At 39.3% G+C, this 12,405-nt stretch carries 10 protein-coding genes and 2 tRNA genes; 11 read left to right on the top strand and 1 reads right to left on the bottom strand.

Annotation, left to right across the window (positions count from 1 at the left end; all coding sequences use genetic code 11):
* Positions 1-52: 52 nt before the first annotated feature.
* Entirely contained in the window at positions 53-1,975 is a 1,923-nt protein-coding gene (locus KSMBR1_RS02045; RefSeq protein WP_099326944.1) for a YgiQ family radical SAM protein, read from the bottom strand.
* A gap of 419 nt (positions 1,976-2,394) precedes the next feature.
* Here KSMBR1_RS02045 and KSMBR1_RS21465 point away from each other — a divergent pair, with 419 nt between their 5' ends.
* From KSMBR1_RS21465 to KSMBR1_RS01990, 11 genes are all read left to right on the top strand, one after another.
* Positions 2,395-2,931, top strand: coding sequence for a hypothetical protein (locus tag KSMBR1_RS21465; RefSeq protein WP_169702852.1), 537 nt, complete (start codon positions 2,395-2,397; stop codon positions 2,929-2,931).
* 235 nt (positions 2,932-3,166) lie between these two features.
* Positions 3,167-4,855, top strand: coding sequence for an HD domain-containing phosphohydrolase (locus tag KSMBR1_RS02035; protein ID WP_164995154.1), 1,689 nt, complete (start codon positions 3,167-3,169; stop codon positions 4,853-4,855).
* Between the two features lie 207 nt (positions 4,856-5,062).
* A complete protein-coding gene (locus tag KSMBR1_RS02030; protein ID WP_099323832.1) occupies positions 5,063-5,764 on the top strand; it encodes an MgtC/SapB family protein in 702 nt (233 codons plus the stop codon).
* 269 nt (positions 5,765-6,033) lie between these two features.
* Positions 6,034-7,290: a tetratricopeptide repeat protein gene (locus tag KSMBR1_RS02025; protein ID WP_164995153.1), complete on the top strand. Its 1,257-nt coding sequence runs from the start codon at positions 6,034-6,036 to the stop codon at positions 7,288-7,290.
* A gap of 215 nt (positions 7,291-7,505) precedes the next feature.
* The gene (gene mnmL, locus KSMBR1_RS02020; protein ID WP_157820316.1) at positions 7,506-8,519 is read left to right on the top strand and encodes a tRNA modification radical SAM protein MnmL/YtqA; all 1,014 of its coding nucleotides are present in this window, start codon (positions 7,506-7,508) and stop codon (positions 8,517-8,519) included.
* Between the two features lies 1 nt (position 8,520).
* Positions 8,521-8,594 (top strand) — tRNA-Gly (locus KSMBR1_RS02015).
* Positions 8,595-8,776: 182 nt separating this feature from the next.
* Complete coding sequence (locus KSMBR1_RS02010) at positions 8,777-9,541, top strand: TIGR04255 family protein (RefSeq protein ID WP_099323829.1); 765 nt, start codon at positions 8,777-8,779, stop codon at positions 9,539-9,541.
* Positions 9,542-9,672: 131 nt separating this feature from the next.
* Complete coding sequence (locus KSMBR1_RS02005; RefSeq protein WP_099323828.1) at positions 9,673-10,413, top strand: M48 family metalloprotease; 741 nt, start codon at positions 9,673-9,675, stop codon at positions 10,411-10,413.
* A gap of 1 nt (position 10,414) precedes the next feature.
* Positions 10,415-11,335, top strand: a complete 921-nt coding sequence (locus tag KSMBR1_RS02000) for a dihydroorotate dehydrogenase (RefSeq protein WP_099323827.1) — start codon at positions 10,415-10,417, stop codon at positions 11,333-11,335.
* Complete coding sequence (locus tag KSMBR1_RS01995; RefSeq protein ID WP_099323826.1) at positions 11,328-12,095, top strand: dihydroorotate dehydrogenase electron transfer subunit; 768 nt, start codon at positions 11,328-11,330, stop codon at positions 12,093-12,095. Before KSMBR1_RS02000 ends, KSMBR1_RS01995 begins: the two co-directional genes overlap by 8 nt.
* A 123-nt stretch (positions 12,096-12,218) precedes the next feature.
* Positions 12,219-12,291: transfer RNA gene (locus tag KSMBR1_RS01990), tRNA-Glu, on the top strand.
* Positions 12,292-12,405: the final 114 nt, after the last annotated feature.

Here is a 12,405-nt window from a genome sequence, read left to right as displayed (position 1 = left end):
GAGAACCATCATTTGTATGTAATGATGGGTAAATCGGAGTGCACCCACCAGATTAGAACGCATCCCTTCGCTGCTTTTGTTTAGGCGGTCTGTGGGACATTATTTCACTGATGGGTTTTGTTTGCGGGTGTGATTTTGTTTTCCCGAAGGGGAAAAGCCTTTTGAGCAAATCCGGTTTTTTCAACGCAAAAAGTTTCTTCCTTAACCAATCCTGATTTTCTTTCTTATACCAGAAAAAGAAACGATGCTGTTCCTTTTTTTCACGGATTGATCTGGGTACGTAATATTCTTTAAGCGTATAGGGATGGTAGCCGGAGTAGTACATGACGGTTGCAACGGTCATGGGTGTGGGAGTAAAATCCTGCACCTGTTCCAGATGGAATCCGAGTTCCCTGGTTTCTGCGGCAAGGGTTGCCATGTCGTCTTCCGTGCATCCCGGGTGGCTGGAGATGAGGTAGGGGACAAGCTGTTGATTGAGTCCGTGTTGTTTATCAATACGGTCAAATAGCTTTTTAAATTCCTTAAAATGTTCAAATGACGGTTTTCTCATCAATTTAAGGATTGTCGGGGAAGTATGTTCAGGGGCAACTTTTAACCTCCCGGAAACATGCCGGGTTAAAAGCTGTTCCAAATAGTCGTAAATGGATGTGTCGGCTTTTTTATTATAGCTTTTTGTCAATAAATCGTGCCGGATGCCGCTGCCTACAAATGCCTTTTTCACCTTTGGATGCGCATCGGCTTTGCGATAAATTTCGGTTATCGGAGAATGGTTTGTATTGAGATTGTCACAAACAGCGGGATAAATGCATGAAGGGCGGATGCATTTATCACATATTTCCTGTATTCTGCCTTTCATTTTATACATGTTGGCGGATGGGCCGCCAAGGTCTGAAATATAGCCTTTGAAATCCGGCATGTTGGTTACCTGTTCCACTTCTCTCATAATAGAAGACTGTGAACGGCTGGCAATGAACTTTCCCTGATGCGCAGAGATGGTGCAAAAACTGCATCCGCCGAAACATCCGCGATGCGTGTTGATCGAAAATTTAATCATTTCATACGCGGGAATAGCGCCAAGCGTTTTATATATCGGATGGGGGAGTCTTGTGTAAGGCAGTTCGAAAGAAGCGTCAATTTCTTCTTCGGTCATTGTTTGAAATGGCGGATTGATAATCAGCGTTTTTTCTCCAATAGTTTGGATAATGCGGTCGGCAAAAACCTTATTTGATTCCTGTTCTATTTGTTTAAAATTTGCGGCGAATGCCTTTTTATCTTCCAAACATTTCTGGTGGGAATGTATATAAATGTCGTTCCAATGCTTGTTTTTTGGCATGCCGTTGCCTTGATTCCGGAGATAAGCCGTTTGTTTCACCATAGTCAGTTGGTGGAGGGGTACCCCTTTTTTTAAAAGTTTAAGGATTTCTCTCACGGGCATTTCTCCCATTCCATACACCAGTAAATCGGCTCCGCTTGTTTCAAGAAGAGAAGGCATCAGTTTGTCCGACCAGTAATCATAGTGCGTCACCCTTCGTAAGGAAGCTTCAATACCGCCAATGATGACGGGGACATCGGGGTAGAGAGATTTCAATATTTTTGTATACGTGACGGCGGCATAGTTAGGGCGCAACCCTGTTTTTCCGCCAGGGCTGTAAGCATCCGTGGAACGGAGCCTTTTGTTGGCAGTGTAATGGTTCACCATAGAGTCCATACAACCAGAGGTTACCCCGAAAAAATATACCGGTGCGCCAAGTATTTTGAAATCATGCAGATCGTCACGCCAATTTGGTTGAGGAATAATTGCAACCCTGTATCCTTCTTTTTCGATAATCCTGCCTATCACCGCAGCTCCAAATGCCGGATGGTCAACGTATGCGTCGCCTGATATAAGAATGACGTCCAGTTGGCCCCATCCCCGCATTTCCACTTCTTTTTTGGTAACAGGAAGCCATTTTGTTATTTCGTTTTGTTTATTCATAACGGCAGGCATGAGAGAAGTTAAACAATCACGCTCATCGAGGAGCAATTCTTTCCGGTTGATATAACAATGCATATGGAAGTAAAAGTATAATACCTTTTTATAGAAAAATACAGAGCGTTCCCAAACCATGAGCCTAATCTACACAAGTTATATCTGGAGATACCACTTGACAATATTTGTTGATTTCTATAGCATTTGAAAGCATATCAGACTCTTATCAGTATCAGTAATTTCTTTGCACACTTCCATTCGTCAGTGCGTGCTTTTTGGCAAAATGTTTAATTACGCCTTCCGCAGTCAGCAATCTACAGTCGGCAGTCGGCAAATTGCAGATTGCAGATTAAGGACTGTTTTTGTGTTTGTTTGGTTCTGGCTATGTCGGCTTAAATATTGAAAAAATAGGGATGTGAATCCCTTTGGTTTCAAAAATGTACTATTTAGAAGGAGTTATAATGAGGAACGTTTTTTTTGTTGTATTTGCAACTTTTATGTTTTCACTTTTATGGTTGCAAAGTCCGGTAGTTAATAAAGTGGATGCTAAGACTTACGAAGAATTGGAGAAGGATGAATATAAGAAGTTATCTCCGGATGAGAAGCGCGCGAGGAAAAAAGCAAAAATTGAAAAGAAAAAGGCAGAAAATAAAGTAAAGGCTAAAGAAAAAAAGATTGAACAGGAAGTAAAAAAAGCAGAGGTAAGAAAGAGACGTGATGAACCTATAGAGGTTGTAGAAGAAAAAAGGGCAAAAATAAAAGAAGATGTTGAAATGAAGAGATCTGAAGTGAAGGAAGAAATAGAAACGAAAAAGAAGGATATTAAAGAGAAGATAGAAACAAAAAGAGCTGAGGTGAAGGAAAAAATAGAAGGGAAAATGGCGGAAGAGGACGAAGACGACGAAGAGGACGAAGAGGACGAAGATGTTGACGAGGATGAAGATGAGGATGAAGATGAATAGTAAATCGGATTATGAAATAGCAGAAAAATAAATTGTTTCTGAGTTTCTTTCAGGTGGATTATAAAGAGGGGTGACATTATCATTGATTAATGTTACCCCTTTTTTTTGGAAGATACTATAATTAATAAAAAAGAAACTACAATTGTAATACGATCACCCCTTGGCCTATCCCAAAAGGGGGAGGGAAGAATTCGTACATCGTAAAATGTTTTTTAGGCAAAATAAGGCGCAAATTATGAAATTAAGGATGCAATGGATTTTGTCGGGTAGTGTTTTGTTAATAGCACTCATAGGTGCTGCGTTATTTGTAGGCGTGTCGTATAAATCTGTTTTACGCGAATTAAAGCATCAAATAGTGCAGGATAATAAAACCATAGCAAATACGATTATAAAATCTTTTGCCAGGTATATGTTATCTGAATTGCCCAGGCCAAGGCAGATCCACTTGATACAGAATATTTGCAATGAAGTTATAATCCCGAATAAAGGGTTTGTTTGTGCTGTGGATGGCGAAGGAAGAGTCATCGCAATGCCAGGTCTTGAACTGAAAAGCAATCTCAATGTAAATGACGGTTATTTTACAAGATTAAACAGTCCTGAAAAATACCGGTACCAGGATTTTGCCGATAATAATATCTTTGAAGGGGTCTTCTATAAAGGAGACGCCGTTACTATTGTTGCAATGTCTATGGTTGATAATACGGATATTCGTCTTTTTGTTCATCAGCACTTCCCGGAGTTAAAAACAAAATTGAAAAGCTTTGTCTATACTCATGTAATTATTGGCGTTATGGTATCGGTTATATTGGGATTGGCAACGTATATATTTGCAGGTTTTATTATTAGAAGATATGAACGTGATTTGGAAATGGCAAATATCGATTTAGATCAGATTGATAAACATCTATCGAAGGCAAATAATGAACGCAGGCTTTATTTTGAAGTGCTATGCAAGTCAATGCAAGGCATAATAATAACTGATACGGCGGGGAAGATGGTATTTGTTAATCCGGCTATTGAAAAGGTATACGGGTTTTCGCAGGATGAAATGATAGGGGAAAATGTCAATATTATTAATCCTGACCGTTCAGTCTATGGTGATTTGGGTATTTCAGAAAAAGGGTATGAAGTGTTTTTTAAAGAACTATGGGATTCCCTTGCGAATCCCGAAATTGCGTTTTGGGAAGGAGAACTGCCAAACAGATCAAAAGAGGGTTCTCTTGTCTGGGTACATTTGATAATTAATGGCATTTTTGATATAAAAGGCAACATTATCAACTATATTTGGTTTCCACTCGATGTAACGGACAGAACAAAAGATGAGGTGAATATCCGCATGGATGTTTACCGTGCTATAGCTGACATTGCTGAAATGAGGGACGACGAGTCGGAAAAGCATGTAATACGTGTTGGTATGTATTCACGGAGAATCGCAGAACATCTTGATATGCCGAAAAAATATTGTGAAGATATCGAACTGTTTTCTCCACTGCACGATATTGGAAAAATGGGGATTCCTGATACAATATTGCTTGATAAAAAAAGATTAACTAAAAAAAAGTATGAAATAATGAAAAATCACACACTTTTGGGGTATGAATTGTTAAGGGGAAAACCAATGCTGGAAATGGCGGCGGGCATAGTTTATATGCATCATGAAAAATTTGATGGCACTGGATATCCGCAAGGATTAGCCGGAGAGGAGATTCCATTGCACGCAAAGATTATCGCCCTTGCGGATGCATACGACGCCTTGCGATGCAGGCGTCCCTACAAACAGGCATGGACGCATGAAGAAGCGGTAAAAGAGATTGAAGCGTGTTCCGGCGCTCACTTTGATCCGGTTATCGTGAATGCATTTTTAGAGATTAAGCATATATTTGCTGAAATTGCAGAAGAGTATAAGGATGAGTATAGTTTGTAGTAATTACCCGGTATCTTGCGGTAACAACCCCCCTCAATCCCCCTTTATTAAGGGGGAATTTTGGAAGGAATTCTTTATTTTCCACAGGATATTGGGTAATTATATTTTGTAGTTATATGCGCGGTAAAAAATAACAACATGCGTTATTCCAGGTTGTTCAATAAGCGAAGAAAACAAACGGTGTGTTTTGGGAGATAAGGAGAGATTATGTGTCATATTTTAAGCATATTGAGTGGATTTGAAACTGCCATTGGAAAACTCCTGCTGGCGGTTATTTTAGGAGGAATTATCGGATGGGAAAGAGAAACAAGGGGTAGGCCGGCAGGATTACGAACACACATCCTGGTATGTGTTGGTGTGACGTTAATGATGGTGGTTTCGGAAAACATGTTTGAAAAATATAAAATATATTCTGATGATTCGGTCATTAGGATTGATCCTGCCAGGATAGCGGCTCAGGTAGTGACTGGTATTGGGTTCTTAGGGGCAGGAACAATTATGAGATTTAAGGCATCGGTGAGGGGATTGACTACTGCGGCATCCTTATGGGTGGTCGCCGGCATTGGATTGGCGATAGGGAGTAATTGTTTTATCCCTGCGCTGATTACAACGGTGATAGTGTTCTTCACATTATTCTTTGTGCCTTTTTTCGAAAAGAACGTAAGGCGGGATAAATATCAGACATTAAAATTGTGTATCGCGGGCACGCAATCGTGCCTGGAAGTGATTTTGGAAATATTGAGAAAAAATTCAATGGAAATGCAACATTATGGATTCGAAAGAGACCTGGTAAAAGATGAAATTTTGTATGATATTAGTGTGAGATTTAAGGAGAGTATTTCGGTTTCAAAAGTGTCTGAGGAGTTTGTTCGATCTATTAAAGAAATAAGAAAACTTGGTTGGGAATAACAGCCTCTAAATTGTCTAAATAGCTATAAAATAAACATTTGACAATATATAGGCTATTTGATATATTCCCTTAAACCTAACGGCAAAGAGCATGGTTTCTTTGTAAGAAAACAAATCATTAAGATGATAAATAATCCAATGCATAAGTGTTTGACTCTTTTTCTCAATGGGCAACGGGTTTTAGCGTAGGTATATAAGTGTAATCAATTCTCAAAGTAATTGTATTTGCTTAATAGTTTACTGACAGCACTTTTATGGGAGAATCTGTAATGATAAAGAATCTAGTATGGCCATTTTACAGACCGATAATAATGGCAGTATTAGTTTCTCTTGGCATATGCGGGTGTTCAAAGGTGGATATGCCTGATGAAGTAATTAGTTCTTACCAAAAAGCGATTCGCATTAATCCCGGGCTGGCAGAGGCGCATTTTAATCTTGCAATTGCATATAATAGCCGGACAATGCTGGACGAAGCGATTTCAGCACTTGTAAAAGCGGTTGAAATAAATCCTAAATATAAAGAAGCATATCTTCAGTTAGGGTTGCTTTATATGGAAAAAGAAATGTGGGATAATGCGAAAGCCACCCTTAGTTCTTCACTGCAATTAGATACCGATAGTTTCCTGGCGCATGAGAAACTTGGGGATGTGTACCGTGTGCAGGGGGAATATTCCGAGGCTGTTTCTGAATACAAAAACGCCCTGAAAATAAATCCAAAAGCCGTTGAAACAATGTACAATCTTGGTGTTGTTTATGTAAATAACGATCAAACTGAAGAAGCAATTCAAACTCTGTTAGATGCTGTTGGGATAAATCCTAATTATACCGATGCCCATTTTTTTCTGGGGCAAATATATCTGAATAACGGACTTCCTGATAACGCGTTGAATGCGTTTAGCAAAGTTACAGAGATAAATCCCAGGCACGCACTGGCACATTATCATCTTGGTTTGACATTTTATGAAAAGGGAAACGTTGATGGGGCTGTGGCTTCTTACAAAAAGTCGATAGAAATCGATGCTAAGAATCCACAGGTGCACTATAGCCTGGGAATTGTATATTCTGATGAAAAATTATTTGATAATGCGATTGAAGAATTTCGAACTGTTGTAAAACTTGACCCCGATAATGCCGACGCTCATTACAGGCTGGGTTTGGCATACGCAAATAAACGAACACTTGTTAAAGCCGTTTCTTCAGTTCAAAAAGCGGCTTCAGCACATTATAATATAAAAAACCCTTATTCAGATAAGAGGGCATTAGATGAAGCGATTACTTCATTACAGATGGCGATCGAAATAAATCCATACAATCCTGAAATATACTTTGACCTGGGGAATGCATATTCACAAGACAGGAGATTGGACGAGGCTGCCAGAGCGCTTGAAGAGACGATTCGCATTGACCCCAATTTTGCAAAAGCACATTATGGTTTAGCCCTTATATACGAACGAAAAGGGATGAAAGAAGAAGCGCAAATGGAATATTCGGAATATAAGAGATTGATACATAATTGCTTGGATTAATGTTAATAAGGGTATTTTGCACAAGAGAAACAAAATATAACTTATTAGAGAAAGAGGGTTTTAAACCCTCTTTTTTTATATTTTCATAAGACAGATTCGGATACAATTACAATCAATAGCGTTTCCTTTGGAAATTTTGACAGTTTAATAGTGAGCCGGAATGTTTTGTATTTGATAATGCCTCATATTCTTGTTAGATTTGCCGCATGAATAAAATGTCTGTTTTAAAGACTCAAACGGATTATTCGTATAAATATCGATTTTTCTCTTTTGGCGAATATCTAAAACAACAGTTTCCTTTCAAAGTGCATAAAATAGCGCTTCATGCGGGTTTTACCTGCCCAAATCGGGATGGGCGGTCCGGAGTGGGCGGATGTACGTATTGCGCGAATGAAAGTTTTAGTCCAAATGTAAGGAAACCTTCTTTATCGATAACGGAACAGATTAGAAAAGGGAAATCGTTTCAAAAACAAAGGTATGGCGCTGAAAAATTTATCGCCTACTTTCAATCGTTTACCAACACGTATGCTGATTTTCATACACTAAAAGCATGCTATGAAGAGGCATTGTCAGACAGTGATGTAGTTGGCCTTTCCATTGGTACCAGGCCTGATTGCGTTAATGAGGACATTTTAAATCTTATCAATAGCTACACGGAAAAATATCATGTATGGATTGAATACGGGCTTCAATCCATACATGAAGAAACTTTGAAGCGCATTAACAGAGGGCACGATTATAAATCTTTTGTTGAAGCAATAAACCTTACAAAAAAAACTTGCATAAATATATGCGTTCATGTTATCTTGGGACTCCCCTTCGAGACTGACGATGATATGATGAAGACCGCGGATGCGGTTGCGGAGATGGGTATACAGGGGATCAAATTGCATCATCTGTATGTGGCAAAGAATACCGCATTGGCTGAAGAATATTTTAAAGGGAATGTGACAACCCTGGATATTCATGAATATGTGCGGCTGGCTGCAGATTTTCTGGAACGTATACCTCCGGATGTTACGATACAAAGATTAGTAGGTGATACTCATGGCAACTTCCTTATATCTCCCGTGTGGAAAGCCGGTAAGTCGAGCATCACAACAATGATTACACAGGAGTTGGAAAAAAGAGGTGCGTATCAGGGGAGTCTTTGTGACGCTTCAACGATAATAAACAGTAGTCAAAAACCAAATTTAAACGAATCAAGATTACATATCATAGGGTTTTAAGGCGGGCGTAATTCAGTGGTAGAATACTAGCTTCCCAAGCTAGATATGTGGGTTCGATTCCCATCGCCCGCTCCATTTCACAAAATACCATCGTAGTTTAACCTGAACAATTGTATAATTCCCGATTAAATGATATTCACTTGCTGTTTTAAATGTGTGATAGCAGGGGACGGGTTTTGCACATGTCGTGATCCTGAATAACAAAAACAAACGTAACACTTTAGTATTGAATTTTTGTTTTTAAGAAATGGTGAAATATGGATAATACGTATTCAAAGGCGCCTTTGTCTGAAGTAATTATGGGGATTACTCTCAAACAACCCGTTTTAGGGAAAAACGGGTTAATATATGAAATAATCAATGCTTTTAAAAATGATTATCCGCTAATTCGATATGGGAATCCATTGGAAGATCTTGAAATGGTTGATTACAGTTTAGAGCCTAAAATTGATTATAATTATACCGGGCCGGTATTGTACCGGCTTAGCACCATTGATACAAATTGGCTGGTACAATTGCAATTTAACAAAATATTCTTCAATTGGATTAAAAAAGATGAAGAAAGAGAGAAGGATTATCCCGGCTTTACCAGTATTTACAAGAGATATGCACAATTGGCAGCGTTTATCCAAAATAACCTGCATTCAGAATTTCCTGTTAAGTTTTGCGAATTAACATACCAGGATAGAATATTTTGGCAGGAACATATTGATGACCTTTCTGAGATAAACAAGATTATGAAAATCATATTGCCAGCAATAAACGACAATGGCAGGATATATTCTCCTAATAATATTTTTAGTAAATACACACTGCCTGTAGAAAAAATAGGCGGATATGCCATAGTCTCGATAAATACCGCTACAACAAAAGAAAATAAACAGGTAATAAGTTTCCAATGTACACTGAGAGGCACAGTAAAAGATATGTTAATAGATGATTGGTATGAGGTTGCACGTGAAATGCAGAACAAACTATTTAACGATTCTTTTAATAAAAAGTTTTTGGAATTGTTGAAATGATAAATGATATAATTAACAATCATGCCGGAATACAATCATTTGGGCGAGGTAAACAGCATAAAATATGAGGTTTAAGTTTCAAGCCCGCACCCGCAGATAATCTCATACAATAGTTACGGTAAGATGATACGATGGAATGGAAAAGAATCTTTTTTGCCATTTTTATTCTTTTGGTAGCAGATGCTATTTTCTTCTCCGGTGTATGCTGTTTTGCGAATGACGAATGGCAACTGAACGGTGATAATACTGGATTGAGCGAAGAAGAAGAGATAGAGCTTGGCAGGAAAGTTGATGAATATTTAAGCCGTGGATGTCATTTTGATACAGATGCAGAACTGAATAAAAAAATAAATGATATTACACAATCAATCGTTGCAGTTTCAGAGAGAAAAACCCTTCCGTACATTTGCAGTATAATTCAATCCTATTCTATCAATGCTTTCTCTTCTTCCTGCGGGCATATCTATATTACAAAAGGCTTGTTACAATTAACGAAAAATGAAAATGAGTTGGCTTGTATTATAGGTCATGAAATTGCACATTTATCACTGAGGCATGCATCAAAATTTTACCGGGAACTTAAGAATGTTTTCTCACAGCAAAATAATGCTAATTGGGATGAGGTTGCAGCGTTATCGTTGGAAAACCATCTCAGGGAGTTTGAGGCAGAGGCGGATACAAAAGGGGTGTTCTATGCCTGTAATGCAGGGTATGACCCTAATGGTCTGCCTGATTTTCTGGAAAGAAACCTTGATATTATTGTTGCTCATAATGGTTTGTCAGGCATTTTTGGCATGGGGTATTATGCAGAAGTTGAGATGCGGGTATGCAAGTTAAGAGAATTCATCGCAACCTTAAAAGGCGACTGGTAAAATGACAGAGGTAACATTATCAATAAATTTGTGTAGTATGCGATTGTCGAATCCAACGGTGCTGGCTTCGGGAATACTGGGAACCACAAAGACATTATTAAAACGAGTGGCAGAAAGTGGAGCCGGTGCGGTAACGATTAAATCCGTAAGTAAGGATTCAAGGGAAGGCCATCATAATCCGACGGTTATTACCTACGAGGCGGGAATGTTAAATGCCGTAGGATATTCGAACCCTGGTGTTGAGGCCGCACGTATCGAATATTCGAACCTTAATGAAATAGGCGTTCCTGTAATTGCCAGTATTATTGGAACCTGTACGGATGATTTCATTGAGGTTGCAGAGGGGCTGTCAGCATCCGGGTTTTCCGCTATCGAAATACCGCTTTCTTGTCCTCATACTCCTGGTTTTGGCCTTCTGTCCGGACAGGGAACTCCAAAGGCTACCTACGAAATAACCTATGCGGTGAGACGAAAAACAAATGTGCCTATATTTGTGAAAATATCACCAAACGTGCCTGAAATCACCTCAATTGCAAAAGCAGCAGAGGATGCAGGGGCAAACGGCATTACCGCCGTGAATTCAATGGGTCCTGGAATGGTAATTAATATTGAATCAAAGAAACCTGTGTTAGGGTTTAAGGTCGGGGGCGTCACCGGGGACGCCTTGCGGCCGATTGCCGTACGTTGTGTGTATGACGTTTACCAGGCGGTGAAAATTCCAATTATCGGAGTAGGGGGCATATCCACAGGAAGGCACGCGATAGAGATGATGATGGCAGGGGCTTCGGCTGTTGGCATTGGAACCGGCGTTTACACAAGAGGAATTAATGTTTTCAGCAAGGTGTGCGCTGAAATGAAGCAGTGGATGATTGAAAACGGGTATAACACTATTAATGAGCTTGTAGGTGTTGCCCATGATTGAACAGCCAAAAATGGTAAAAATATACGATATCATAGATGAGACTCCAAACGTAAAAACGTTTTTCTTTGAGTATGCCGGACAGTATGAGCCGGGGCAGTTTATTATGGTTTGGGTTCCGCTAAATGACGAGAAACCATTTACTATTTCCTATATTGATGGAAATGTTGCCGGGATAACTGTATTAAAAAGAGGTGAATTTACAAAAACCTTGCATACAAAGAAAAAGGGAGATCAAATAGGTATCAGGGGGCCGTATGGCATGGGATATGGCTTGCCTGAAAACAATGCGGCTACGTGTATTGTAGGCGGTGGTATTGGAATGGCTTCTATTGCGTGTTTAGCGGATATGCAGAAAAATACGACAATCATTCAGGGGGCAAGGACTATGCCGGAATTGCTTTTTCAACATCGCTTCAGAGAGATGAAATTATGTACAGATGATGGTTCTTTTGGTTACAGAGGAACAACGGTTGATTTGTTGAGAGAATTAACAGGGCAACATAATTATAAAAAGATATATGCATGCGGTCCTGAAAAAATGTTGTACAAAATATTCGAATTATGCAATGAACGCCATATTGATTGTGAAGTATCAATTGAAAGATATATTAAATGTGGGTTTGGCATTTGCGGCCAATGCGACTGTAGTGGGCAGCGAATATGTATTGACGGACCGGTTTTTAACGCAGAGGCATTAGGAAAGATGCCCGATTTTGGAAAAACTGCAATCACAAAATCGGGGAGAAGGGTTTCTTTTTGAATCAGAGAAAGGAATTTCAGGCAACAGGATGAATTTTGTTGACATAAGAAAATAAATGTTGTAAGTTTGTAAGCTATTCGTTTTCCGACATATTATTTTGACAATGATATTTTGACCTGAAGCGCCCCCATCGTCTAGAGGCCCAGGATGCCAGGTTCTCAGCCTGGAGACAGGGGTTCAAATCCCCTTGGGGGTATATTATGAAGTTAACCAATAAAGAGGTCTTTGATGATAAAGTTCAAAAGGCCTCTTTACAGTTGCCTCCCCCGAATGTTTCAAATCTTCGTCATACGGCAAGCCTCTACCCTCA

Origin of the sequence: Candidatus Kuenenia stuttgartiensis, assembly GCF_900232105.1 — a bacterium.
GTDB classification, from domain to species: domain Bacteria; phylum Planctomycetota; class Brocadiia; order Brocadiales; family Brocadiaceae; genus Kuenenia; species Kuenenia stuttgartiensis_A.
The sequence above is the reverse complement of the archived record's forward strand: the minus strand, read 5'-3'. Positions and strand labels throughout refer to the sequence as shown.

Excerpts from the sequence above, each read along its gene's own strand:
- KSMBR1_RS02045 (WP_099326944.1), bottom strand. The coding sequence starts at position 1,975 with ATGAATAAACAAAACGAAATAACAAAATGGCTTCCTGTTACCAAAAAA.
- KSMBR1_RS02035 (WP_164995154.1), top strand. The coding sequence starts at position 3,167 with ATGAAATTAAGGATGCAATGGATTTTGTCGGGTAGTGTTTTGTTAATA.
- KSMBR1_RS02030 (WP_099323832.1), top strand. The coding sequence starts at position 5,063 with ATGTGTCATATTTTAAGCATATTGAGTGGATTTGAAACTGCCATTGGA.
- KSMBR1_RS02025 (WP_164995153.1), top strand. The coding sequence starts at position 6,034 with ATGATAAAGAATCTAGTATGGCCATTTTACAGACCGATAATAATGGCA.
- mnmL (WP_157820316.1), top strand. The coding sequence starts at position 7,506 with ATGTCTGTTTTAAAGACTCAAACGGATTATTCGTATAAATATCGATTT.
- KSMBR1_RS02010 (WP_099323829.1), top strand. The coding sequence starts at position 8,777 with ATGGATAATACGTATTCAAAGGCGCCTTTGTCTGAAGTAATTATGGGG.
- KSMBR1_RS02005 (WP_099323828.1), top strand. The coding sequence starts at position 9,673 with ATGGAATGGAAAAGAATCTTTTTTGCCATTTTTATTCTTTTGGTAGCA.
- KSMBR1_RS02000 (WP_099323827.1), top strand. The coding sequence starts at position 10,415 with ATGACAGAGGTAACATTATCAATAAATTTGTGTAGTATGCGATTGTCG.
- KSMBR1_RS01995 (WP_099323826.1), top strand. The coding sequence starts at position 11,328 with ATGATTGAACAGCCAAAAATGGTAAAAATATACGATATCATAGATGAG.